We start from the raw sequence: 24,379 nt of genomic DNA on the forward strand, positions 1-24,379 counted from the left end.
GTGAACCTCAGCAATATCAGCCCGGGAAGTTGCGGTTTCCACATAGCCTCCACCTTTCTCAGTCCCCCGTCGAGGCCAGTCCCGTCGCCGCGCCTCGCGAGCGTCCAAGAAACCTAAACAGTTGCGGACGTCGTAGGCGCACTGGATTTAGGCTCCAGCGCGGTGTCCAGAAGCGGACCCGCAACGGAAGCCGTGAGTCATTCTGTCCTACCGGGGAGACTTGATTTTGCGCACCGCCGGTGGGTTCTGAGGGAAGCTTGAAACGCATACGAATGCGTGCGGACGCTAGGGTGTCAGCTCAGGCCAAAAAGGACGCTTACGGACGAAATAGAAGGATCAGCAACGACGACACGCAGGAAAATGCGTGCACGCATTTTGCACGCAAATCCCCATAAAATATTGATTTATATCAATAAATTTCCCAATCCATCATCGGCGCGACGGAAAATCTCAGGGCCCGATTTTCCAAAGCATTACCGTTCAGAGACAAGACGTTGTTCGACATTCAGACCAGGAGGACGAGAGAACCAGAAGACGAGACTGACGGCGCATCGATCAGCTTGGCGGCTTTCCGACAGGGGCTCGCCTGCGTCGCGTGCGTTATCATAGCGCAGAAACTAGAGCACTGGCTCGCCGCTGTGCGCCATCGATCCAAGAAGCTGGCGGCGGAGGTCAGATGATGGTCATGCCGCCATCGACGACAATGATCTGGCCGGTGATATGCCCGCCCGCGTCAGAGGCCAGCAGCAGAGCTGGCCCCATCAGGTCTGTATCGCCTCCAAGCTTGCCCAGAGGGGTCTGGCGCAACATGTCGTCGCGATGCTGGCCGAGGGTGGTCATGGTCATCTTCGAAGGGAAGTAGCCCGGCGCCACCGCGTTCACGCGGATGTTCTTCGGCCCCCATTCCGCCGCCAGCGCCCGGGTCATGTTGATCACTGCCCCCTTGGCGGTGTTGTAGGCGATCGTGCCCAGCTGGCTGTGGTGGTGGCCCTGCAGACCTTCGATCGAGGCGACGTTGACGACAGCGCCCTTGCCCTGCTTCAGGAAGGCCTCCCGCGCAACAGCCTGGGTGAGAAGAAAGAGGCCGGTGACGTTCAGGTCCATGACCTTGTTCCAGCCATCCAGCGGATAGTCCTCCGCAGGCGCTCCCCAGGCCGCGCCCGCGTTGTTGACGAGGATGTCGATCCGGCCGAAGCGCTCGAGCACGCGCGTGGTCAGGTCTTGCGCCGCGCTCGCTTGCCCAAGATCGGCAACGAACCCGACGGCGGTGCGTCCCTCAGCCGTCAGGACGTCGACGGCGGCGTCAAGTTCGCCCTGCTTGCGGGCGACCAGCGCCACCGCCGCGCCGTATTCCGACAGCGCCCGGGCGATCTGCAGACCAAGACCGCGCGACCCACCCGTCACGATCGCCACTCGGTCCGTCAGGTCAAAAAGCGCGTGCAGGGGCGAGGACATCGCGAGCTCCAGAGGAAGGACAGGGGGGCGACTTCGCCGCCCTTAGGCAGACGCCGCAGCGGCCGCTCTTGGCAGCGGGAGGAGGTCAAAGTTTTGCATGCGCAAAAGGCGGGCGAAAGGACGCCCCTACGTCAAGCGCGCGCTGGACCTTTGCAACGGACGAGCCTCAGGTCTCGGCGCGACCATAGCCGATGACCTTGACGATCTCGCGGGCGTCATAAGCGTCACGGTCACGCGGCGTGGCCCCCTTGCCGAAGACCACCTCGATCGAGCGGGCGTAGGCCGGTCCCGGGCCAAGATTGAAGCTCGTTCCCAGGCCTACGCCAACGCTGCTATGTCGCCCGAAGCTCGCCGAGCCGCCACCGACCGACAGGCGCGGCCCCGCCCCGCCGCCACGGACGGTCGTGGAGCGGTCAGCAATGCGGAACCAGTCGTAGCCATCGCGCAGCGCCAACTCCGCCGCGCGCAACAGGGCATAGTCGGCCACCTGGGCTTCCGACGCGCCCGCGCCGCCTTGGAAGGTCACGCGGTAGCGCCCGGCTTCAAGCCGGTACTCCGAGTAGCCGACAGCCGTCGGCGAGCTGGCGGCCGAGCGATAGATGGTCGGAGCCGTAGCGCAGGCGGCGAGCAGCAGCGCAGCCAATCCAGCCGCGATCAAGGGGCGATTGAACATCATGGCGGATACCTCTTACGCCTGATCAACGGGCTCGGGACGCCGCTGTTCCGGGACGGGCAAGTCCAAGGCCTTGAGCATCGCCGTGAAGTCGCTCGGTAGCGGGGCCAGGACCTTGCGCTCACCGCCCAGCGGGTGCGGGAACGTCAAACTGGCGGCATGCAACATCAAACGTGGCGCAGCGACGCCCCCCAGCATCAGCGCACCGCCGTAACGGCTGTCACCGGCCAGCGGTCGGCCAATAGACGCCATGTGGACACGCAGCTGGTGCATGCGGCCGGTGTCCGGCGACAGCTCCACCAAGGCCGCCAGGCCATTGTGCGCCAGGGTCCGATAGCGGCTGCGCGCCGTCTCAGCGTCAGGATGGTCAGGCGCGCAGACGCGCATATAGGCTTCACGCCCGATCGACTCTCGGCGCAGCGGGCTGTCGATCATGCCGCCCTTGGGTTCGGGCGCGCCGGCGACGATGGCCAGATAGCTCTTGCGAAACCGCTTGGCCTCCAGGGCCTTGCCCAGCATGGACGCCGCAGGCTTGGTCTTGGCGGTCAGGATCACGCCCGAAGTGTCGCGGTCGAGCCGATGCACCAGCTTGGGCCGAGGCCGGTTGGGCCGCGCGAAGGCCCACAGCAGGTCATCCAAGGTATGGGCCTTGATGCGGCCGCCCTGGCTGGACAGGCCCGCCGGCTTATTCAGCACGATGATCGTCTCGTCCTCGTAAAGCACCCACGATTGAGCCGCCGCGATCTCCTCCGGCGTCAGGGTAATGGGGGTCTCGGAGGCCTTGGGTTTGGCCTGGGCGGGAGGACGGCGCGACGGCTTGTTCATCTCCAGTCCCCTAGCATGTCCAAAATCCGATTTCCCCGGCGAATGCCGGGGTCCAGATCGAACCCTCTCACGCTTCTGAATCTGTCAGAGCACCATGTCGAGAACGACCAAACCGCTCTGGATGGATCTGGGCCCCGGCATTCGCCGGGGAAGTCGATGAAGGCGCGGTCTACTTCCCGTCCATACGGACCTTGCCCCAGGCTTCCAAGCGCTCACGCACCTTGGCCTCGGCGCCGACGGGCTTGGGCTCGTAGAAGCGCCGGCGCTCCATGCCTTCCGGGAAGTAGTTCTGGCCCGACACGCCGCCCTCGACATCATGGTCGTAGGCATAGCCGTCGCCATAGCCCAGCGACTTCATCAGCTTGGTCGGCGCATTGAGAATGTGGGCCGGCGGCATGAGACTACCGGTCTCCTTGGCGGCCCGACGCGCGGCCTTGTAGGCCGTGTAGACGGCGTTGGATTTCGGCGCACTGGCCATGTGGACGACGGCCTGCGCCAGGGCCAGCTCCCCCTCCGGACTCCCCAGGAAATCGTAGGCGTCTTTGGCGGCCGTGGTCAGCAGCAAGCTCAGCGGATCGGCCGCGCCGATGTCCTCTGAGGCCATACGCACGAGGCGGCGGGCGATGAACAGCGGGTCTTCGCCCCCCTCCAGCATCCGCGCCAGCCAGTAGAGCGCCGCGTCCGGATCGCTGCCGCGTACCGACTTATGCAGGGCCGAGATGAGGTTGTAGTGCTCCTCCCGGTCCTTGTCGTAGGCCGGGCGGCGTTTCTGCAGGAACTGGCCCAGCTGGGTCGGGGTCAGCGGGCTGTCGGTCCCGATCGAGAACAGGGTCTCGGCCAGGGTCAACAGATAGCGGCCGTCGCCATCGGCCATGGCCACCAGGGCCGAACGCGCCTCAGCGTCGATCGGTAGCGGCCGGTTCTCGGCGGCCTCGGCGCGCTGGAGAAGCTGCTCCAGCGACTCCTCTGTCAGCCGCTTAAGCACGAAGACCTGACAGCGCGACAGGAGAGCGCCGTTAAGTTCGAACGACGGGTTTTCGGTGGTCGCCCCCACCAGGGTGACGATCCCCTCCTCCACAAATGGCAGGAAGCCATCCTGCTGGGCGCGGTTGAAGCGGTGGATCTCGTCGACGAACAGCAGGGTCGATTGGCCGGCCATGCGACGCGCACGAGCCTGCTCGAAGGCTTTCTTCAGGTCGGCGACGCCGGAGAACACCGCCGAAATCTGCATGAACTCATAGCCGCCGGCCTTGGCCAGCAGACGGGCGATTGTGGTCTTGCCCGTACCCGGTGGTCCCCACAGGATCATCGAAGCCAGCCGACGCGCCGCCGCCATGCGGCCGATGGGGCCTTCAGGCCCCAGCAGATGCTGCTGGCCCACGACCTCGTCGAGGGTCTGAGGCCGTAGTCGGTCGGCCAGAGGCGATGGTGCGTGAGGGGTCAGGCCGGCGGCCTGGAAGAGATCGGACATTCGCCCTGTCTACAGGCCGCCGCCGTCGAACCCAAACCTAGAACTGCGCCTGCACCAATTGTCCGCCGCGCTCGATGGTGATGCTCCAGCGGCCCGCCCGACCGGCGATCGCCGAGGCCAGATCAGCGACCGTATTGATCTGGCGACCATTGACGCTGCGCACGAAATCTCCGGGACGCATCCAGTTGCCGGCATAGCCCGGACCGATCTTGGTCACGAGCGCCCCGCGTCCGGCGAACGGATCCACGCCCAGGTCCTGGGCTACGGCCGGCGACAGGTTCATCACCGTCGCCCCGTTGAAGGGGTTGTTGCCGCTGAGGGTGCGCTCATCGCGCGCCGGGGTTTCCGGCGCGGCGTCGGCGCGGACCGTGATCGTCATCTCGCGATCGCCCCGGCGAATCTGCATCGGCACGCGATCGCCGATCTTGTGCGTCCCGATCGCGAAGGCGCCGCCGCCCTCATCGTTCACCGGTTGGCCGTCGATCGACAGGATCACGTCGCCTTCCTTCAAGCCGGCGCGTTCGGCCGACGAGCCCGGATAGACCTGAGCCACCAGCACGCCACGCGGCGCCGCCATGCCCAGGCTCTTGGCGATGTCGCCGGTCACGGTCTGGCCCTTCACGCCCAGCCAGGGGCGCACGATGCTGTGCCCGCCGCCCAGGGCGGCGTTGACCACCTGGCGCACCACGCGGGCCGGAATGGCGAAGCCAACGCCCGACGACGAGCCCGAGCGCGAGATGATGAAGGTGTTGATGCCGACCAGATCACCATCCATGTCGACCAGCGGACCGCCGGAATTACCCGGGTTGATGGCCGCGTCGGTCTGGATGTAGCTGCCGAAATCGGCCGCACCGACGTCGGTTCGCGCCAGGGCCGAGACGATGCCGTTGGTCACGGTCTGGCCGACGCCGAACGGATTGCCCATAGCCAGGACGAGGTCGCCGACTTCCAGCTGCTCCTGGTCGTCGATCGCCATGACGGGCAGCTTCTCGCCCTTGGTGTCGATCTTCAGCACGGCGAGATCCGCGCGCGGGTCGTCCAACAACACCACAGCCGGAAACTCTCGCCGGTCGGCCAACTGGATGGTGATGTCGCTCATCCCATTGATGTTGTGGTGATTGGTGATGATCACGCCGTCGGCGCGGACGATCGCGCCAGAGCCCAGCGAGCTCTGCACCTGCGAGCCGCCCTGCCCGCCGCCCATGAAGAAGTCCCAGAACGGATCGACGCGGCGCTGGACCACGCGGCGGCTGGCGACATTGACCACGGCAGGCGCGGCCTTCTTCACCACCGGCGAGAACGACTGCTTCATCGAGGCCGCATCAGCCGGAACCCGGCGTGTGGGCTGGGGCATGTCCGGGATCGATTGGGCGTTCGACGGGCCAGCCGGGTTCGAGCAGGCCGTCAGCAGGACGAAGACAGGCAGCAGGGCGCGAAGCTTGCGCATGTTGGTCACGAAGGACTCCTAGCGGTTCGCCCGAAACTCAGCCCAGCTTTCGGGCGAGTCTAAGGCGACGAAAGGTCGAGGTTTGGCCATCACCAAAGCCGTCAGGCCGGTTGGGGGTCCGGCGCCGGGGCTGGCTTGGCCTTCGCATAAGCTAGGAGGGTCGCCGCCAGCATCAAGGCCGCCGCGATCAGGATCGGCAGGCCCGGCAGGTGCAGCGTGGCGTCATGCCGGACGGCGAAGGCGAACGGGATCAGGAACAGCGGCGGACCAATGATCGAAGCGATTCCCATCATCGCCGCGTTCGCGCCTTGCAACTGGCCCTGCTCGTTGGGTCCGACGCGCCGGGTCATCAAGCCCTGCAAGCCCGGTTGGATCAGGCCTGAGAACGTGAAGATCGGCAGGCCCGCCAGATAGAGCAGTCCGGTGGGCGCAAAGGCGTAGATCGAGAAACCCAGAAAACCGGCGAAGAGGCCGATCAGCAGTACGCCGCGTTCGCCAAAGCGCTTGACCGCAGGGCCGACGACAAAGGCCTGGATCAGGATGCTGGCGATCCCGCTGGCCATCAGGGTCAGGCCGACCGTCTGCGGGCTCCAGCCATAGCGAAAGCCCATGTAGAGCACAAAGACGCTGGGCAGGACGTTGTGCGCTAGCTGGAACAGGAAGCCGACGCCAGCCAGGCCCATCAAGCCTGGATGATGGCGCAGCAACTGCAATGAGCCGACCGGGTTGGCCTTCTTCCAGTCAAAACGCGGTTGGCGGCGCTCGGGCGGCAGGGACTCCGGCAGCACGAAGAAGCCGTAGAGCCAGTTGGTCAGAGCCAGAGCCGCGCAGACCAGGAACGGCGCGCGATGGTCGAACTCCCAGAGCCACCCGCCGAGCGCAGGGCCGAAGGTGAAGCCGATCCCGAACGCCGCGCCCATCAGACCAAAGCCCTTCGCCCGGTTTTCCGGCGTGGTCACGTCGGCGACATAGGCGCTGGCGGTCGAGAAGCTCGCCGCCGTCATGCCGTTGAAGATCCGGCCAATGAACAGCCACCAGAGGTTCGGGGCGAAGGCCATGAACAGGAAGTCGACGCCCAAGCCAAAGATCGAGGTCAGGATCACTGGTCTGCGGCCGAAGCGGTCGGACAGCAGCCCCAGGATCGGTGAGCAGAAGAACTGCATCACGCCCCAGGTCGTCGCGAACAGCACGTTCCAATCGGCCGCAGAGGCCGTATCGCCACCTCCGAACGCCTTCACCAAGTTGGGCAGGACCGGAATCATCACGCCGAGGGACAGAACGTCCAGGATCGCCGTGACGAAGATGAAGCCCAAGGCGGCCTGTCGCCGTCCTCCGGTTATGGTGGTGTTCATAGCCGCCCCTTGTCGCCCGCCCCTAGGTGGACGCTGCCGGCCTGAGCCGCAAGCCCGGCCAGGAGGCTCCGCCACCACTCGCCGTGTCGCGCCAGAAAGACCGTGTTGGGGAAGCTGTGACGGGCCACGTGCGGGGCCGGAACGCTGTCCCAACCGCGATGCTCGACCGTGACGCGGGTTCCGGCGCCCACCGCTTCGAAACGGACCTCGACCTCGGTGTTCATATCCGTTGCGAACGTCGCCTGCCGCCAGCCGAACACCAGTCGTACGCCGCGCTCCCACACGCTGACGACGCCCACCTCGAACACCTTGCCGCTCGACAGGCGCTCCACAAGCCGACCATCCTCGAAGGCCATCACGCCCGGCGAGCGCGGTGTGAAGGCGAACAACCCATTGGGCCGCCACCAGACGGCGATGTCATCGACAAAGGCGTCGAACACAACCTCGGGCGGGGCGGCGATCCGCAGAGACACCAAAATCCGCGAGCTCACGGGGACTTGGCCTCCACATGCGCCTTAAGCGCCGAAAGCTGATCGACCCAGTGATCCTCGGCCGCGTCCAACCAAGCCTTCAGCTCAGCCATCGGCCCTGGCCTTAGACGATACACGCGCACTCGCGCGTCAAACTCAGGGTGGCTCTCCTCGACGAGACCCGACTGGCGCAGAGCGCGCAGGTGACGGCTCATGGCCGGTGGGGTCAGGCCCAGACTCTCGGCTAGCTCGCCGGCCCGGCGCGGCCGCTCGCGCAGCAGATCGACCGCGCGCCGACGATGCGGGTCAGCCAGGGCCGCCAGGGTGCGGTCCAGGGCGTCGCTCACGCCTGAGTGTCCAGCAGCTTCTTTGGCGCAACGTTGCGCCAGGCGTCGCCTAAGGCCCCGCGCGCGGTCGCCTCGTCACAGGCCGCCAGACGTAGCCGCGTCGCGCCGCCCTTCCCCCAGCCGCCTGGGACCGGAACAAAGACCTCGGGCTCGGCCGAGACGCGCATGTCCTGCTGTTCAGGCGTCAACTTGACCATGGCCCAGTCCGCATCGGGATTGCCCAGGGTTGCGAAGATCTTACCGCATCGGAAGTCGACCGTGCCCATGTGCGAACTTTCGATCGCCTGGGGCAGCGCCAGAGCAAGTCGGCGAAAGTCGTCCGGCGAGATCAAGACTTACCGACCGAGATCTTCAGGCCGCTACGCGCCTCCATCTCGTCCATCGAGACCGTCTCGACATCGGCCGACACCGTCCAGATATGGCCTTCCAGATCACGACAGCGATAGGTCCGCGCGCCATAGAATTGGGTTTCTGGCGGCTGAACGATCTCGGCGCCGGCTGCGGCGGCCGTCCGACAATGAGCGTCGACGTCGCCCTCGACATAGATGTGCACCGTCTGGGTGACCTTGCCGCCGATTGAGCCGGGACTGGCGTGGGCCGGGCTCCATTCCCCGCCGACCATTAGCCGCGAGGCCCCATGGGTCATCTCCGCATGCGCGACGCTGGCGTCCTCCCCCTCGATCAGGAAGGTGAGCTCAAAGCCGAAGGCGGCCTCTAGCCAGGCCAGCGCCGCCTTGGGGTCGCGATAGGTGACGGCCGAAACCAAACCTGCGGGATTGGACATGCGCCATTCCTTTTCTCTTTCCGCAATATTTAACGCATATGGAAACTATTTGCACAAGCCCTCGCAGCTAGCGGCGATCCTCCACGACCATCGCCGCGCCCTTCTCGGCGATCATCACGGTCGGCGCATTGGTGTTGCCCGAGGTGATCGCCGGCATCACCGAGGCGTCGATCACGCGGAGCCCCTCGACGCCCCGCACTCGTAACCGCGCGTCCAGCACCGCCATCCGGTCGCCATCGGGCCCCATCGCCGCCGTGCCGACCGGATGAAAGATCGTCGTCGCCAGCGCCTTTGCGGCGGCCAGCAGCGCCGTGTCGCTGTCGACGGCGGAACCTGGTCGAAACTCCTCTGGCGCATAGGCCGCCAAGGCCCTCTGCCCCATGATCCGTCGCGCCCACTTCAGAGACTCCACGGCGACGCGACAGTCTTCCTCCGTCGCCAGATAGTTGGGGTCGATCCTGGGCGGACACTCGAGACCCGGCCCCGACAGATGGACACTCCCACGACTTGTCGGGCGCAGGTTACAGACGCTGGCGGTTACCGCACCGAACCGGTGCAGCCCCTCGCCCCAACGATCCAGGCTTAGGGGCTGGAAATGGAACTCCAGATTGGCGCGGTCCTGCTCGGGCCCCGAACGGCAGAACATCCCCAGCTGCGACGGGGCCATGGTCAGCGGGCCTGAGCGACGCAGCAGATAGTCCAGGCCCATGCCCGCCCGCCGCAGCAGGTTGGCGTAGTCGGTGTTCAGCGTCCGCACGCCGCTGACCTTGAACACAGGCCGGATCTGCAGGTGGTCCTGAAGACTAGCCCCAACGCCCGGCAGATCATGAGCCACCGCCACGCCCGCCTGCGCCAGGGCCTCGCCGGGGCCGATCCCCGAGCGCTGCAGGATCACCGGCGACCCGATCGCGCCGGCGGCCAGGATCAGTTCGCCTGACACGCGGGCGGTCACCGCCTCGGCGCCGCGCCGTCCGCGCAGCCCTCGCACGCGCTTGCCGTCCAGAATGAGGCGCTCCACTTCCACGCCCTTCACCAGACGCAGATTCGGCCGCGAGAGGATCGGCTTCAGGAACGCGGTGGCCGTGCTCCATCGACGCCCGGCGCGCTGGTTGACCTGGAAATACGAAGAGCCTTCGTTGTCGCCGGCGTTGAAATCGTCGACCTGAGCGACACCGACCTCCTCGCCTGCACGCCGGATGGCGTCCAGCACCCTCCAGCGCACGCGGGGGTGCTCGACGCGGTACTCACCGCCGGCCCGATGATGATCACCGCGAAGGTCGAGGTGATCCTCGTGTTTGAGAAAGTACGGCAGCACATCCGACCAGCCCCATCCGACCAGGCCGCGCTGACGCCAGCCGTCATAGTCCCGAGCCTGACCGCGCATGTAGATCATGGCGTTGATCGCCGAGGAGCCGCCGATCACCCTGCCACGCGGATAGGCTAGAACCCGACCGTCCAGGCCTGCTTGCGGCGTGGTCTCCAGCATCCAGTCGGCGCGCGGGTTTCCGATCGCGAACAGATAGCCGACCGGGATGTGAAACCAGATCCAGTTGTCGTCGCCGCCCGCCTCGAGCAGCAGCACCTTGTGACGCGGATCGGCCGACAGGCGATTGGCCAAGAGGCATCCCGCTGAGCCCGCGCCGACCACGATGTAGTCGTACTCACCCAGATCTGTCGTTTCGCTGGTCACGCCTGACGGTCCTCCCCAAGGGGGAGACTGCCGCCAGCCGCTCCGACAGGAAAGGGACTAGCCTACCGCAGCGCCTTTCCTACGACCCTCAGCGAGCCGTCCGCCTTCTCGGGGCGAACGCCCGTCACCTTCGCCAGCAGCGGATAGACGTCGACATTGTCGAACAGCGGCAGTGCGACACCCGGCTTGAACGACGGTCCGTGAGCCACGAAAACCGCCTGCATGGTCGGGTCGTAGGGGTCGAAGCCATGCGCCCCGCCATCCTTTCCGTCCCATGCGCTCGGCTTCTGCTTCGCCGCGAGCGTGGTGGTGTACCACCCGGTTTCCGACAGGCAGACAATCGCAGGAACGCGGGGATTTCGGCCATAGTGGAAGCGCGCCGGGATCCGGCTCTTCCGCCAGCAGGTCATGTGCGGCAAGCGCTTGGACAGAAAAGCCTTCTCGACCGCCTTGCGCTCTCCGGCCCTGGGCGAGAATGCGGTGACAGCGCCCGTGGTGACGAGCTGGATCTTCGAGACGTCGACAAGCTCGTCCAGCACCACCCGATGGGCGGCCGGTAGCGGCGCCATGCCGTGATCGGCGACGATGACGATGTCGGTGTTCTCAAAGCGCCCTCGCGCCTTCAGCCCCTCGACCAAGCGGCCTAGCGCCGCATCGACCGAAGCGGCGGCGGTGCGAACCTCAGGCGACTCGGGTCCATAGTGGTGACCCTGGGTATCTACGATATCGAAATAGAGCGTCGAGAAAGCGATCGGCGGGCCGTCGGCGCTGTCCAGCCAAGCCAGCACCTGATCGACCCGCGCCTCACCCGGCATCTCCGCGTCAAACTTCACCCAGCGCGAGGGCCGAACGCCGTCGATCTCGACCTCGGAGCCCGGCCAGAACATCGCTGCAGCGCGCTTGCCCTGCTGCTCCACCGAGACCCAGAACGGCTTGGCCTGGCTCCACCAATCGGGCTGGAGACTGCGCATGGTGAACTTATCGGCTGAGACGCTCGGGTCGACCATGGTGTTGGCCACGATTCCATGGCGGTCAGGGCGCTTGCCGGTAATCAGCGTATAGTGGTTGGGAAAGGTCACCGATGGGAAAGACGGCCGCATCGCCGCGCGGGCGCCGTTATCGGCCAGGGACTTCATCACCGGCGTGTCGCCACGGTCGAGATAGTCGGCCCGGAAGCCGTCGATCGACACCAGGATGGTCAGGTGCGGCGCCGTCTCCCGCGCCGCCGCCGCGTTGGCGGCGACGGTCAGGCCCAGGGCCAAAACCAAGAAAAGCAGGCGGCGCATGATCATCTTCTAGCTCGACTTGAAACGGCAATCTCAGCGGTCATCCATGGCCCAGATTGCAGGCGTATGACGATCGGCGGTTTGCAAGGTATGACACCCTCTTAACTTGGCGCGCGGCGCCGCGCTCGCCATAGTCGTCTGGTCGAGCCGACTCACGTCGGCGTCCGGAACCGCTCCATGTCGATCGCCCTGGAGGCCGCTGGCCTCACCAAGACGTATGGGGCGGTGCGCGCCCTTGACGACTTCTCCATCGCCATTCCCGCCGGCGGCGTGTTCGGGGTCCTGGGCCCCAACGGCGCAGGCAAGAGCACCCTGTTCCGGATCGCGCTCGGCCTGGTGCGTCCCACCAGCGGCTCGGCGCGGCTGTTCGGCGCAGCGCCCGGCGACATCACCGCCCTGCGCAAGGTCGGGGCCATGATCGAGACCCCGCGCTACCCGCCTTATCTCACGGCGCGCGACACGCTGAAGATGCTGGCCCTGGAAAGCGGCAAGGCCGACGCCGACATCGGCGGCTGGCTGGAGCGGGTCAGCCTGACCCACGCCGCCGACCGCGCCACCAGCGGCTTCTCGGTCGGCATGAAGCAGCGCCTGGGCCTGGCCGCCGCCTTCCTGACCAAGCCTGAACTGGTCATCCTGGACGAGCCGACCAGCGGCATGGACCCGGCCGGCATCCAGGAGATCCGCGCCCTGATCATCGACCTGGCCAAGATCGAGGGCGTCACCGTCATCCTGGCCAGCCACCAGTTGGACGAGGTCAAGCGTGTCTGCGACCGCGTCGCCATCCTCTCGCGCGGCAAGGTGGTCGCCGAGGGCGGCGTCGCCGAGCTGACCGCCGGCGAGGCGCGCCTGCGCCTGACCCTGGCGTCTCCCCTCGCCCCAGCGCTCGCGGTCCTGGGCGATCGTGGCGAGGCCGATGGCCCCGACGCCGTGCTCGCCGACGTTCCCCGCGCCGAGGCTCCCGCCGTCATCCGCGCCCTGGTCGAGGCCGGCGCCGATATCGTCGAAGCGCGATGGCGCGAGGTCGACCTGGAGGGGGTCTATCTGAAATCCTTGGGCCAGACGCCGACGGCCGCCACCGCCGAAGGAGCCGCCTGATGCTCGCCGACGCCATCGCCGCCGAACGCTTCCGCCTGCTCCGTGACCGTTCAGCCGTCTTCTGGGGCTTCTGCTTCGCGCCGCTAGTGGGTTTCATGCTCAGTATCGGCGGGGATCTTTTCCTGCGCTTCGTGATCAAGAAGCCCATACCCGGCCTGACCATTGGCCTGATCGACCAGATGCTGAAGGCGCTCTCGAACGGCGCCTCGACCTTCGCAGCCCTCTTCCTGATGATCGGCGCTGCGGCTGTGCTGGCAGGCGACTACCGCTGGGAGACCTGGCGGCTGCTCACCCCGCGCAATACGCGCCAGAACCTGTTGCTGGCGAAGCTGATCGTTGTCGGCGAAGCGGTGTTCTGGAGCTTGCTGCTGACCGCCGTGCTTTCGGCGCTGGCCGCCGTGATCGGCGCGGGGATCAACAGCAAAAGCCTGACCGTTTCGATGTTCGGCCGCAACCTGTTCGACATCATCGGCGTGCTGGCCATCACCTGGCTGGAGGCCATGACCCTGGCGGCGCTGGCGGCCTGCGTTGGCGTGCTGTCGCGCTCAACCATGGGCGTGGTCATCGCGTGCCTCGGTTTCCGGTTCGTGCAGACGATCCTGGCCGGGTCGCTGCGGCTGATGGAGCAGAACGAAGCCCCGAGCTGGAAACTCCTAGCCCTTCCCGTCTACGACGCCGACTTGCTGCGCGCGGCCCTGCTGGACCCCGCCCAGCTGGGCGCAGCGAGCGGTTCGGCCGGTGCAGCGCTAGTGGTGCTGCTGGCCTGGGTCGCGGCGCTGACGGCCGGCGCGGTATGGCTGTTCCGGCGGCAGGACCTGACGAAGGAGTAGGAGCGCTGCGACTTCATCAAAGCAGGCCAAGCCAGGGTCTGTTTGGGGTGGGGAGCCGCCACAATGAATCCCTCTCTCATGGAGAGAGGGTGTTGCGCGACGTCCGACAAGGGTCGAAAGCCGTCTTCAGCACCCCGATTGCAGCGAGACTCCTACGCCGCCCCCTCGCGCTCCAGCAGCGCCCTCGCCGCCGCCTTCTCGGCCTCTTGGCGGGACTTGCCCTTGGCGATGGCCGGGTCGACGCCCTTGACGGCGACCTCTACGGTGAACACCGGCGCATGGTCGGGACCCGTACGGTCCATCACCCGGTAAGTCGGCAGCGGACGCCCCTTGCCTTGCGCCCATTCCTGCAGCGCGGTCTTGGGATCGCGCGGACGGCCCTCGCCCGCCCGGTCGAATTCGTCGGCCCACAAATCGAGGAACACCTTGCGCGCTGCTTCAAGCCCGCCATCCTGATAGAGGGCGGCCATCAGGGCCTCGGTGGCGCCGGCCAGGATCGAGTCGGTCTCGCGGCCGCCGATCTTGCTGGACGATGCCGACAGGCGCAGGGCGGGACCTAGCTCGGCCTTACGGGCCACGCGGGCGCAGGTCTCGCGGCTGACGAGAGCGTTCAAGCGGGGCGCCAGCTCGCCTTCCTTGGCCTTGGGAAAGCGCTGGGCTAGGGCCTCGGCGGCCAGCAGGCCCAGCACGCGATCGCCGATGAACTCCAGCACCTCGTTGTCGCGGACCTTTTTGGCCCCGTCCCCGACGCTGGCGTGCGTCAGGGCGCGTTCCAACAGTTCGCGGTCTACGAACCTGTGGCCGATCCGGCGTTCCAGGTCGCCGACGGCGGCGACCCGTCTATCCATTGGCGGCGATCACTTCAGCACGTGGAAGAAGCGGCTCGGACGCGCGTTCAGGAACCAGGTCCAGGGCTTGAACAGGCTGGCCTCGGCGTTCCATGACAGCAAGATGATCTGGGCGCGACCGACCAGGTTCTCGGCGGGCACAAAGCCCACGCCGATCTCATCGCCGATATACTGGTCCAGCTCATAGTCCCACTTGCAGGCGCTTTCCTTGTACGGCGAGACGCCCGGGTCGAACCGGCTATCGGCAGAGTTGTCGCGGTTGTCGCCCATGAAGAAGTAGCAGCCGGCCGGAACCGTATACACGCCGGTGTTGTCGCCGCGGCTGTCGGGGCCGAAGTCCTGGATGTTGTATGGGCGGCCCTCGGGGCTCGTCTCCTGGAAGCGCTGCACCTGCTGGGTGAAGCCGTAGCCGGTGTCGACCAGGGCCGGGGCCTGCGCCTTGCGGGCCAGCGCCTTGCCGTTGATGTAGACCTCGCCGCCGCGGATCTGGACCTTGTCGCCCGGCATGCCGATGAGGCGCTTGATGTAGTCGGTGCGGTTGTCGCGCGGCAGCTTGAACACCACGATGTCGCCGCGCTTGGGGGCGCGATCAAAGATCCGGCCCTTGATGATCGGCGGGCTGAACGGGATCGAGTGTTTGCTCCAGCCATAGCTGAACTTCGACACGATGATGTAGTCGCCCTGGTAGAGGTTCGGCTCCATCGAGGCCGACGGGATCGTGAACGGCTGGAACAGCAGCACCCGCAGCACCAGGGCGATGCCCAGGGCGTAGGCGACGGTTTTGACGATCTCGATCAACTCGGCGATCGCGCCCTTCTCTTCGGGCGGCGTGATCTCGTCGGCGGCGTCGGTCATGCGGGCGCGGGGCTCTTCGAACAGGGGTTACCGGCGAACCGGCTCGGCTTTGCTAGACGGGCTTGGCCGGACGGGCAAGAGCGGCGCGTAGCCAAGCTTCATGGCGAGGTTTGGGCCGCGACGTCAAACGTCCTCGGACAGCAGGCGAATCTCGACCGAGCCGCCGGCCTTAGCGCTTGGGCAGGGCCTCAATAATCACGAAGGCCTGGGCGTAGGGGTGGTCGTCCGTCAGGGACAGGTGGATCACCGCTTCCATGCCGTCCGGAACCATGGCGTTCAGCCGCTCCAGCGCGCCGCCGGTGAGGGCCATGGTCGGCTTGCCTGACGGCAGGTTGACCACGCCCATGCCCGCCAGGTGCACGCCGCGCTTGAGGCCCGTGCCCAGGGCCTTCGAGCACGCCTCCTTGGCGGCGAACCGCTTGGCGTAGCTGGAGGCGCGATCGGGTTTGCGCTCCGACCGCGTCCGCTCGACCTCGGTGAAGACCTTGTTCGTGAACCGCTCGCCGAACCGCTCCAGCGACTTCTCGATTCGCCGGATGTCGCAGAGATCCGAGCCGATGCCGATGATCACGCCAGGACCTCGAGCTCGACGCGCGCGGCGTCCATAAGCGACCGCATGCGGTGGATCGCTTCGGGCAGGCCGACGAAGATCGCCTCGCCGATCAGGAAGTGACCGATATTCAGTTCGGCGATCTGCGGGATGGCGGCGATCGGCTTGACGGTGGCGTAGTCGATCCCGTGTCCGGCGTGGACCTCCAGACCCAGGTCATGGGCGAGCGCGGCGCCGGCCTTCAGGCGTTGCAGGATCGCTGCGGCGCGCGCGTCCTCGCCCGCCCGCGCCGCGTCGCAGTAGGCGCCGGTGTGGAGCTCGACGACTTGCGCCCCCGCCGCCGCCGAGGCGCGGATCTGGTCGGGATCCGGCTCGATGAACAGCGACACCCGCGCCCCGACGGTCCGCAGACGCGCGGTGGCGTCGGCGATCCGGGTCTGCCCCTTGATGACGTCGAGGCCGCCCTCCGTGGTGACCTCTTCGCGGCGCTCGGGCACCAGACACGCCGCGTGCGGTCGGGCGCCGATCGCGATTGCGACCATCTCGTCGGTGACCGCCATCTCGAAGTTCAGCGGCTTGCCGCGCTTGTGGCAGAGGTCGGTGAGGACGGCGATGTCGGCGTCGCTGATGTGGCGGCGGTCCTCGCGCAGGTGGGCGGTGATGCCGTCGGCGCCGGCGACCAGCGCCAGCTCGGCCGCGCGCACGGGCTCAGGATAGGACGCGCCGCGCGCGTTCCGGATCGTGGCCACGTGATCGATATTGACGCCCAGCCGCAAGCTCATGCGCTCAGGTCCTCCTGCCTTCCCCGGCAGGGTTACTCCCGCAAGCGCGCAAAGCCTAGAGCCGTGCGCCTCACTTGGCAGGTGAGGATTCGCGCCAAGGCGGCGCCCGCGCCGATGGACAAAGGCGCGGCGGCGTCGGATCGTGGCGCTGGGGCAAGCAGGGGAACACCAAGCCATGTTCAGGAAGACCGGTCTCGCGATCACCGCGAGCCTCGTGGCGCTCACGGCAGCGCATGGCGCGCTCGCCGCCGAGATCTCGGCGGGCAAGCTCAAGAGCCTGAAAGCCGAGGCCGTCGCCGGCGTCGAGAGCCGCGCCAAGCTGGCCCAGGTGATGAACGACAAGATCTTCTCGTTCGGGGAGCTCGGCTTTCAGGAGGTCGAGACCTCGGCCTACATCACCAAGGTGCTGGAGGAGAACGGCTTCACCATCCGGCGGGGCGTGTCGGGGATTCCGACGGCCTGGACGGCGACCTGGACGCACGGCCAGGGCGGCCCGACCATCGCCCTGGGCAGCGACATCGACTGCATCCCCAAGGCCTCGCAGAAGCCGGGCGTGCCTTGGCACGATCCGATCGTTCCCGGCGCGCCGGGGCACGGCGAGGGGCACAACTCCGGCCAGGCCGTGAAACTCGTCGCCGCCCTCGCGGTCAAGGACCTCATGGTCAAGCAGAACATCCCCGGGACCCTGGTTCTGTGGCCGGGCGTGGCCGAGGAGCTTGTGGCCAGCAAGGCCTACATGGTCCGCGACGGCGTGTTCAAAGGCGTCGACGCGACGATCTTCACCCATGTGGGGGCCAACCTGCAGACCACGTGGGGGCAGCCGTCGGGCACCGGCCTAGTTTCGGTCAAGTACAGCTTCCACGGCGAGTCCGCCCACTCGGCTGGCGCGCCGTGGCGGGGGCGCAGCGCGCTGGACGCCGTCGAGCTGATGAATATCGGCTGGAACATGCGCCGCGAGCACCTGAAGCCCGAGCAGCGCTCGCACTACGTGATCAGCGACGGCGGCGACCAGCCCAACGTCGTGCCGTCCGAGGCGACAGTCTGGTACTATTTCCGCGAGCAGACCTTCGACGCGATCAAGAAGAACTGGGCGATCGCCGACAAGATCGCCAAGGCCGCCGCCGACATGACCGACACCAAAGTCGACTCCGCCGTCGTGGGCACGGCCGCGCCGCGGCACTTCAACCGTCCGATGGCCGAGGCGGCGCAGAAGAACATCGAGCTGGTCGGCCTGCCGAAGTGGACCGACGACGAACAGGCCTTCGCCAAGGCCGTTCAGAAGAACGTCGGCTCGGCCAAGCAGGAGGGGCTGGACGTCAAGCTGAAGGGCCTCAAGCCGCCTGAGGAGAAGCCTGAGAGCGGCGGGTCGGACGATATCGGCGACATCTCGTGGATCATGCCGACCATCACGATCAACTATCCCTCGAACATCCCCGACCTGCCCGGCCACCACTGGGCCAACGCGATCTCGATGGCGACCCCGATCGCCCACAAGGGCGTGGTGGCCGGCTCCAAAGTGGTGGCGATGACGGCGCTGGACCTGCTGACCCAGCCCAAGCTGCTGGCGGACTCGAAGGCCTATTTCACCAACGTCCAGACCAAGGACCAGAAGTACGTGCCGATGCTCTCGGCCACGGACAGGCCGCAGGTCCAGATGAACGCCAACATCATGGCGACGTACCGGCCCGAGATGACGAAGTACTACTATGACCCCGGCAAGTACGGCACGTACCTGGAGCAGCTGGGGATCGCTTGGCCGGTCAAGACGCTGACGCCGCCGGCTCAAGACTGATCGGGGATGCGTCCGCCTCGTCCTTTGACAAGCTCAGGATGAGGCGGATTGTCGAGGCCGAAGTAGAAACCTCACCCTGAGCCTGTCGAAGGGCGAGGTTTCGGTTCCTCTTGCCTACCGCAGCCGGCGGCTACCCGGATCCTCGATCGGGATCGCGGCCAGCTCCGGCGGGAGGGCGTCGGCCGGATAGGCCGGGACTTCCAGGCTGGCCAGGGCGATCAGCGGCACGCCGACATCGGCCTTGCCGCCTGAGCGGTCGACGATGCAGGCGGCCGCCACGACGTCGCCGCCGGCGTCCTTGATCGCCTGGATGCACTCGCGCGACGACAGGCCGGTGGTGACGATGTCCTCGACCATCACGACCTTCTGGCCGGGCTCGAGGTGGAAGCCGCGGCGGAACTTGAAGCCGCCGCCCTCGCGTTCGACATAGATCGACGGCACGTTCAGGTGCCGCGCGGTCTCATAGCCGGGGATGATGCCGCCGACGGCGGGCGAGACCGCCACGTCGACCTGGCCGACCGTGGCGATGATCTTCTCCGCCAGGGCCTTGCAGAGGCGCTCGCAGCGCTCGGGCCGCATGAACACCAGGTTCTTCTGCAGGAAGACCGGGCTGTGCAGGCCGCTGGACAGCACGAAGTGGCCTTCGCGCAGGGCCCCTGCGGCGCGGAATTCGTCGAGGACGTCATCGTTGGTCATGAGCGCTGCCTATAGGCCCAAGCGCCCGAGTCTTCAAACGCCGCCTTGCGTCCGGCCGCCGTTTCGCGCTCTACCGCCTGCCATGACCCAAGATCCCCAACGCCCTCGCGTCGGCTGCGGCGCGGCCATTCTGGACGCCCAAGGCCGGATCCTGCTGGTCAGGCGGGTCAAGAACCCGGAAGCCGACCACTGGGGCGTGCCCGGCGGAAAGCTGGACTGGGGCGAGGCCGCCCGCACCTGCGCCGAGCGCGAGATCCAGGAGGAACTGGGCGTCCGGATCACCGCCGGGCGCGTCCTGGCGGTCACCGACATGGTCGCCGACGACTATCACTGGGTGGCGATCACCTACGCCGCCGACGGCTTCGAGGGCGAGCCGACCATTCAGGAGGCCCACGCTCTGCACGAATGGGGCTGGTTCGCGCTGGACGCCCTGCCCGCCCCGCTGACGGCGGCGACGCGCGACGCTGTAGCGGCTTTGAGGGCGACCTAGCCTCGCGTCCGGTCCACGGTCTCCACCGACGGACAGGCGCGCAGCGCGGCCTGGATGTTGGTCAGGTGCTTGGCGTCGCGGACCTCGACGTCGATATCGGTGTCGAAGAAGTCGCGTTGCCGGTGGTGCATGCGCAGGTTGACGATATTGCCGCCCGCCTCGCCGATGATCGTGCAGACCAGACCCAGCACGCCGGGCGCGTTCTGGATCGTGGCGTGCAGGCGGGTGAGCGAGATGGTCGAGCGTTCGGCTTCCGGCGTCCAGTTCAGGTCGCGCCAGAGCTCCTCACGATCCTCGTATTCGGCCAGACGCGGGCAGTCGATGGTGTGGACGTCGAGACCCTCACCATCCTCGCGCAGGATGCCGACGATCCGGTCCCCTGGCACCGGGCTGCAGCAGTGGGCGAAGTGCAGCGAGACGCCAGGCGTCAGGCCGCCGCCACGCACGTAGAGCCGCGCCGCCTCCTGACCGCCCTCGATCTTGCGGCGCGCCGTCGCGGCCTCGCGCTCGGAGTCCTTCATGCCCGGATAGGCCGTTTCCAGCACCTGGCTGGGCGAGACCCGTCCTCGGCCCACGGCGTCGAACAGCGCCTCGTCGCTCTCCAGCACGAACCGCTCCAGGATCGGGCGCAGCGACACGTCCTTCAGCTTCTTGCCGGCGCGCTCAAACACCTGCTCGAGAGAGGCGCGCCCCAGGCGCAGAAACTCTTCCTTCTCGGTCTGGCGGATGTGACGCCGGATGGCCGAGCGGGCCCGGCCCGTGACCGTCAACGAGCGCCAGTCCGGCGGCACCACGGGCTTGGAGCCCCGCACCACCTCGACCACATCGCCATTGACCAACGGCGTGCGCAGCGGCTTGAGCTCGCCATTGATCTTCACGCCGATGCAGGTGTCGCCGACGCTGGTGTGAACGGCATAGGCGAAGTCCAGCGGCATGGCCCCGCGCGGCAGGCTGACCAGCTTGCCCTTGGGCGTAAAGACGAACACCTGGTCGAGGAACATCTCGAGCTTGGCGTGTTCGACCAGCTCTTCGCTGTCGCCGCCGTGTTCCAGCACCTGGACCAGTTGGCGCAGGTTCGCCAGCGGGTCACGGCCGCCGGCGGCCTCCATGCCCTCTAGGTCAAGCCCGTACGAGGCGTCCTTGTAACGGAAGTGGGCGGCGACGCCCTCCTCGTTGACGCGGTCCATGCTCTCGGTGCGGATCTGCATCTCGATCCGCATGCCGCGCGGCCCGACTACTGTGGTGTGCAGCGAGCGGTAGTTGTTCCGCTTGGGCGTCGAGATGTAGTCCTTGAAGCGGTCGGGCACGCTGGACCAGGCGCGGTGCACGACGCCGAGCGCCCGGTAGCAGTCTTCCTCGCTGTCGACGATCACTCGGAAGGCGTAGATGTCGGACATCTGCGAGAAGCCGATCGACTTGCGCTGAAGCTTCCGCCAGATCGAATAGGGCGACTTCTCGCGGCCAAAGACCCGGGCCGGCAGGTTCGAAGACTCCAGGCGCGCCGAGATTTCCTGGCTGACCAGGGCCACCGCACCGCCCTGCTCTTCACGCAGAACGTCCAGACGGCGAATGATCGCGTCGCGCGCCACCGGATTGGTGTGCTGGAAGGACAGCTCCTCCAACTCGATGCAGATGCGATGACAGCCGATATTGCGGGCCAGGGGCGCGTAGATGTCGCGCGTCTCGCGGGCGATGCGCTCGCGCTTGGCCTGGTTCTTGATGAAGTGCAGCGTCCGCATGTTGTGCAGACGGTCGGCCAGCTTGACCAGCAGGACGCGGACGTCCTTGGAGATGGCGAGGATGAATTTGCGCAGGTTTTCAGCCTGCCGCATGTGCTCGGCCTGCAGCTCGAGCTTGGACAGCTTGGTGACGCCCTCGACCAGCTCGCCGATCTCCTCGCCGAACAGCTTGGCGATCTCTTCCTTGGTGACCGGCGTGTCCTCGATCACGTCATGCAGCAGCGCCGTGACGATCGTCGCGGTGTCGAGGCGATACTCGGTGAGGATGCCCGCCACCTCGATCGGGTGGGCGTAGTAGGGATCGCCGCTGGCCCGGGTCTGCGAACCATGCATCCGCATCGCATAGACATAGGCGCGGTTCAGCAGCGCCTCGTCGGCGGTCGGGTCGTAAGCGTGGACCCGCTCGATCAGTTCGTACTGGCGAAGAAACTTGGGGCGCGGCTTGGCCGGCGCTTCGGTCGCCGTAGCCGGAGCCACAGACGACGACGCGCCCGACTCGGTCCCCAAAGGGGGCGAATCCGGCGCGCGTTCGGATGGAGCGGTCTGACCGACCGCTTCAAGGGTCAGAGGGTCTGCGCCGTCGGGGCTCAGTACCGCTCCTCCTGACCGCCGTCGCGGTCGCTTTGCAGGGCGCGGACCAGTTCCAGCTCGCTCATCTGCATGTGGCTCGGATCGGCCAGCAGGGCCAGGGTTTCGGCCTCTTCCTCGGCTTCGGTGTGCTCGTCAACGCGCTGCAGCGTGCTGATGAGGTGCTCCTTCAGGCCTTCGTGGTCGATCACGTCGTCGGCGATCTCGCGCAGGGCCACGACCGGGTTCTTGTCGTTGTCGCGGTCGACCATCAGGGCGGCGCCGGCCGAAATGCCGCGGGCGCGGTGGGCCGAGAGCAGAACGAGCGCGAAACGGTTCGGAACCTTCTCGACGCAATCTTCGACGGTGACGCGGGCCATGAATTCCTCGGGCTGCCGGTAAGCAAACGGAAAATAGGCTTCTGTGCGGCGGCGCGCAACGCCGCGCACGAGCATCCTGCTTTCGCGAGCGGGCGCTTATGCCCGCTTCGGGGGTTAATGTCCACCCTCTAGGCGGTCGGCGCAGCCATTGGTCGCGCGTCTTGGCCGATCGTGGCGGTCGCGGCCAAGCGGAAAGCTGACTCGCCTGTGACCGGGTGGATCCAGCCCGAATAGAGCTCGGAGAGCGGCCCCATAACAAAGAGCCGCTGGTGGGCCCGAGGATGGGGCACGACAAGGCCGTCATCCAGAACGGTGCGACCATGGGCGATGAGATCAAGGTCCAGGGTGCGCGGCGCATTGGCCTCTCCCCTCGCGCGACCGAACCGCGCCTCCACCTGATGCAGCGCGTCCAGAACCTCGCGCGGAGACAGCGCGGTCCGCACGACCGCGACGCCGTTCAGGTAAGCCGGTCCTGTGGGATCCGGCCAGGCGGCCGAGACCCACCATCCGGAGCGTGTGAGGACCTCAAGCCCAACCTCGGGCAGCGCCGCCACGGCGGCTTCCAACAAGGCCTCGCGACTCGTATAGGCTCCGGGCAGATTGCAGCCGAGCGCCACGATCACGGCCTCGTCCAAGTCATTTCGAACGACCTGATTTTTCAAGGAATTACCGTGACCTTCTATCCAACCGACCGGATCGCCCTGTTCATCGACGGGGCCAATCTCTACTCCGCCGCCAAGGCGCTGGGCTTCGACATCGACTACCGCAAGCTGCTCGACGAGTTCAAAAAGCGCGGGATTCTCATCCGCGCCTACTATTATACCGCCATAGCCGAGAACGACGACTACTCGCCGATCCGGCCGCTGGTCGACTGGCTGGACTACAACGGCTTCACCCTGGTGACGAAGCCGGCGCGCGAGTTCACCGACAGCCAAGGCCGCAAGCGCTGGCGCGGCGACATGGACATCGAGATCGCCGTCGACATGCTGCAGATGGCCGAGACCGCCGACCATCTGGTGCTGTTCTCGGGCGACGGCGACTTCCGCGCCCTGGTCGAGGCCGTGCAGCGCAAGGGCCGCCGGGTCACCGTGGTCTCGACCATGAAGAGCCAGCCGCCGATGACCAGCGACGACCTGCGCCGTCAGGCCGACAACTTCGTCGATCTCGCCGACCTCGGAAACATCATCGGCCGCCCGCAGCGCACGCCGCCCCGACAGGTGATGGACAACCGCACCCCGGCCGAACGCGACGCCGACGACGAGTACTGAGCATGTCCCAATCGTCCAACATCGTCGGTGAGGTCGTTCCCAACCCCGCCGAGCCGCCACGCGACTGCCCGCTTTGCCCGCGACTCGTCGCCTATCGTCGCGAGAATCAGGAGCTCTATCCCGACTGGTTCAACGGCCCCGCCCCCTCGTTCGGCGACAGGAACGCTCGTCTGCTGGTCGTAGGCCTTGCCCCTGGCCGCAAGGGCGCCAACCGGACGGGTCGGCCCTTCACCGGCGATTTCGCCGGCGCGCTGCTCTACGAGACCCTGATCAAGTTCGGCTTCGCCACCGGCCAGTTCGAGGCGCGGCCCGACGACTCGCTGCAGTTGATCGACGCGGCGGTGACCAACGCCGTCCGCTGCGCCCCGCCCGGCAACAAGCCCGAGACCTCGGAAGAGAACGCCTGCCGGCCGTTCCTGAAGGCGCGGCTTGATATGTTCCCGAACCTGAAGGTCATCGTCACCCTGGGTGACGTCTCACGCCGCAACGTGCTAAAGACCCTGGGCCTGAAGGCCTCAGCCGGCGTGCCTGGCCACGGCTCTGAGTTCCAGGCAGGCCCGTATCGGATCTTCAACAGCTACCACTGCTCGCGGCTCAACACGAACACCGGCCGCCTGACGACGCCGATGTTCGAGGACCTGTTCGCGCGGGTGAAGGCCTATCTGGACGAGACGGACTAAGCGGCGC

At 66.8% G+C, this 24,379-nt stretch carries 25 protein-coding genes and 1 pseudogene; 6 read left to right on the forward strand and 20 right to left on the reverse strand.

The window, feature by feature from the left end; translation table 11 throughout:
• Positions 1-672: 672 nt before the first annotated feature.
• From J2X45_RS14890 to J2X45_RS14945, 12 genes and pseudogenes are all read right to left on the reverse strand, one after another.
• Positions 673-1,455 (reverse strand): SDR family oxidoreductase, encoded by a 783-nt coding sequence (locus J2X45_RS14890; protein WP_310216136.1) that lies wholly within the window; start codon positions 1,453-1,455, stop codon positions 673-675.
• A 166-nt stretch (positions 1,456-1,621) separates the two neighbouring features.
• Positions 1,622-2,157: pseudogene (locus J2X45_RS14895) on the reverse strand (CC0125/CC1285 family lipoprotein).
• Positions 2,144-2,953 (reverse strand): RluA family pseudouridine synthase, encoded by an 810-nt coding sequence (locus J2X45_RS14900; protein WP_310216139.1) that lies wholly within the window; start codon positions 2,951-2,953, stop codon positions 2,144-2,146. Before J2X45_RS14900 ends, J2X45_RS14895 begins: the two are co-directional and overlap by 14 nt.
• A 169-nt stretch (positions 2,954-3,122) precedes the next feature.
• On the reverse strand, positions 3,123-4,424 hold the full coding sequence (locus J2X45_RS14905; protein ID WP_310216141.1) for a replication-associated recombination protein A: 1,302 nt from the start codon (positions 4,422-4,424) through the stop codon (positions 3,123-3,125).
• 37 nt (positions 4,425-4,461) lie between these two features.
• Positions 4,462-5,880 (reverse strand): Do family serine endopeptidase, encoded by a 1,419-nt coding sequence (locus J2X45_RS14910; protein ID WP_310216142.1) that lies wholly within the window; start codon positions 5,878-5,880, stop codon positions 4,462-4,464.
• A 92-nt stretch (positions 5,881-5,972) separates the two neighbouring features.
• Positions 5,973-7,223, reverse strand: a complete 1,251-nt coding sequence (locus J2X45_RS14915; RefSeq protein ID WP_310216143.1) for a TCR/Tet family MFS transporter — start codon at positions 7,221-7,223, stop codon at positions 5,973-5,975.
• A complete protein-coding gene (locus tag J2X45_RS14920; RefSeq protein ID WP_310216144.1) occupies positions 7,220-7,714 on the reverse strand; it encodes an SRPBCC domain-containing protein in 495 nt (164 codons plus the stop codon). Before J2X45_RS14920 ends, J2X45_RS14915 begins: the two co-directional genes overlap by 4 nt.
• Positions 7,711-8,040, reverse strand: coding sequence for a metalloregulator ArsR/SmtB family transcription factor (locus J2X45_RS14925; RefSeq protein WP_310216147.1), 330 nt, complete (start codon positions 8,038-8,040; stop codon positions 7,711-7,713). Before J2X45_RS14925 ends, J2X45_RS14920 begins: the two co-directional genes overlap by 4 nt.
• Positions 8,037-8,372 (reverse strand): MmcQ/YjbR family DNA-binding protein, encoded by a 336-nt coding sequence (locus J2X45_RS14930; RefSeq protein ID WP_310216150.1) that lies wholly within the window; start codon positions 8,370-8,372, stop codon positions 8,037-8,039. Before J2X45_RS14930 ends, J2X45_RS14925 begins: the two co-directional genes overlap by 4 nt.
• Complete coding sequence (locus tag J2X45_RS14935) at positions 8,369-8,824, reverse strand: glyoxalase/bleomycin resistance/extradiol dioxygenase family protein (protein WP_310216152.1); 456 nt, start codon at positions 8,822-8,824, stop codon at positions 8,369-8,371. The genes J2X45_RS14930 and J2X45_RS14935 overlap by 4 nt, the downstream gene beginning before the upstream one ends.
• Before the next feature lie 67 nt (positions 8,825-8,891).
• Complete coding sequence (locus J2X45_RS14940; protein ID WP_310216154.1) at positions 8,892-10,514, reverse strand: GMC family oxidoreductase; 1,623 nt, start codon at positions 10,512-10,514, stop codon at positions 8,892-8,894.
• A 62-nt stretch (positions 10,515-10,576) separates the two neighbouring features.
• Complete coding sequence (locus J2X45_RS14945; protein ID WP_310216157.1) at positions 10,577-11,806, reverse strand: ectonucleotide pyrophosphatase/phosphodiesterase; 1,230 nt, start codon at positions 11,804-11,806, stop codon at positions 10,577-10,579.
• Between the two features lie 171 nt (positions 11,807-11,977).
• Here J2X45_RS14945 and J2X45_RS14950 point away from each other — a divergent pair, with 171 nt between their 5' ends.
• Both J2X45_RS14950 and J2X45_RS14955 read left to right on the forward strand, forming a co-directional pair.
• A complete protein-coding gene (locus tag J2X45_RS14950) occupies positions 11,978-12,895 on the forward strand; it encodes an ABC transporter ATP-binding protein (protein WP_310216159.1) in 918 nt (305 codons plus the stop codon).
• Positions 12,895-13,725 (forward strand): ABC transporter permease subunit, encoded by an 831-nt coding sequence (locus J2X45_RS14955; RefSeq protein WP_310216162.1) that lies wholly within the window; start codon positions 12,895-12,897, stop codon positions 13,723-13,725. The genes J2X45_RS14950 and J2X45_RS14955 overlap by 1 nt, the downstream gene beginning before the upstream one ends.
• A 152-nt stretch (positions 13,726-13,877) precedes the next feature.
• Here the strand turns inward: J2X45_RS14955 and rnc are convergent, their stop codons facing one another.
• From rnc to J2X45_RS14975, 4 genes are all read right to left on the reverse strand, one after another.
• Positions 13,878-14,573 (reverse strand): ribonuclease III, encoded by a 696-nt coding sequence (gene rnc / locus J2X45_RS14960; RefSeq protein WP_310216167.1) that lies wholly within the window; start codon positions 14,571-14,573, stop codon positions 13,878-13,880.
• A 9-nt stretch (positions 14,574-14,582) separates the two neighbouring features.
• Positions 14,583-15,428, reverse strand: a complete 846-nt coding sequence (gene lepB, locus J2X45_RS14965; RefSeq protein ID WP_310216170.1) for a signal peptidase I — start codon at positions 15,426-15,428, stop codon at positions 14,583-14,585.
• A gap of 169 nt (positions 15,429-15,597) precedes the next feature.
• Complete coding sequence (gene acpS, locus J2X45_RS14970; RefSeq protein WP_310216173.1) at positions 15,598-15,999, reverse strand: holo-ACP synthase; 402 nt, start codon at positions 15,997-15,999, stop codon at positions 15,598-15,600.
• A complete protein-coding gene (locus J2X45_RS14975) occupies positions 15,996-16,760 on the reverse strand; it encodes a pyridoxine 5'-phosphate synthase (protein ID WP_310216175.1) in 765 nt (254 codons plus the stop codon). The genes acpS and J2X45_RS14975 overlap by 4 nt, the downstream gene beginning before the upstream one ends.
• Before the next feature lie 175 nt (positions 16,761-16,935).
• On the opposite strand from J2X45_RS14975, the gene J2X45_RS14980 reads away from it, so the two are divergent.
• Positions 16,936-18,552 (forward strand): M20 family metallopeptidase, encoded by a 1,617-nt coding sequence (locus J2X45_RS14980; RefSeq protein ID WP_310216178.1) that lies wholly within the window; start codon positions 16,936-16,938, stop codon positions 18,550-18,552.
• A gap of 114 nt (positions 18,553-18,666) precedes the next feature.
• On the opposite strand, the gene pyrE is transcribed toward J2X45_RS14980, so the two are convergent.
• On the reverse strand, positions 18,667-19,248 hold the full coding sequence (gene pyrE / locus J2X45_RS14985; protein ID WP_062097104.1) for an orotate phosphoribosyltransferase: 582 nt from the start codon (positions 19,246-19,248) through the stop codon (positions 18,667-18,669).
• Positions 19,249-19,330: 82 nt separating this feature from the next.
• On the opposite strand from pyrE, the gene J2X45_RS14990 reads away from it, so the two are divergent.
• A complete protein-coding gene (locus J2X45_RS14990; RefSeq protein ID WP_310216182.1) occupies positions 19,331-19,738 on the forward strand; it encodes an NUDIX domain-containing protein in 408 nt (135 codons plus the stop codon).
• Here the strand turns inward: J2X45_RS14990 and J2X45_RS14995 are convergent.
• From J2X45_RS14995 to folK, 3 genes are all read right to left on the reverse strand, one after another.
• A complete protein-coding gene (locus tag J2X45_RS14995; RefSeq protein WP_310216185.1) occupies positions 19,735-21,984 on the reverse strand; it encodes a bifunctional (p)ppGpp synthetase/guanosine-3',5'-bis(diphosphate) 3'-pyrophosphohydrolase in 2,250 nt (749 codons plus the stop codon). The genes J2X45_RS14990 and J2X45_RS14995 overlap by 4 nt on opposite strands.
• An 80-nt stretch (positions 21,985-22,064) precedes the next feature.
• A complete protein-coding gene (gene rpoZ / locus J2X45_RS15000) occupies positions 22,065-22,424 on the reverse strand; it encodes a DNA-directed RNA polymerase subunit omega (protein ID WP_010919426.1) in 360 nt (119 codons plus the stop codon).
• Positions 22,425-22,552: 128 nt separating this feature from the next.
• Positions 22,553-23,047 carry a 2-amino-4-hydroxy-6-hydroxymethyldihydropteridine diphosphokinase gene (folK, locus tag J2X45_RS15005; RefSeq protein ID WP_310216728.1) on the reverse strand — a complete coding sequence of 165 codons (495 nt, stop codon included), beginning with the start codon at positions 23,045-23,047 and terminating at the stop codon, positions 22,553-22,555.
• Positions 23,048-23,095: 48 nt separating this feature from the next.
• On the opposite strand from folK, the gene J2X45_RS15010 reads away from it, so the two are divergent.
• Together J2X45_RS15010 and J2X45_RS15015 are read left to right on the forward strand one after the other, a co-directional pair.
• Positions 23,096-23,692 carry an NYN domain-containing protein gene (locus J2X45_RS15010; RefSeq protein WP_310216188.1) on the forward strand — a complete coding sequence of 199 codons (597 nt, stop codon included), beginning with the start codon at positions 23,096-23,098 and terminating at the stop codon, positions 23,690-23,692.
• Between the two features lie 2 nt (positions 23,693-23,694).
• On the forward strand, positions 23,695-24,372 hold the full coding sequence (locus J2X45_RS15015) for a uracil-DNA glycosylase (RefSeq protein WP_310216190.1): 678 nt from the start codon (positions 23,695-23,697) through the stop codon (positions 24,370-24,372).
• Positions 24,373-24,379 lie beyond the last annotated feature (7 nt).

It is taken from the genome of Caulobacter sp. BE264 (assembly GCF_031457805.1).
Classification (GTDB): Bacteria; Pseudomonadota; Alphaproteobacteria; order Caulobacterales; family Caulobacteraceae; genus Caulobacter.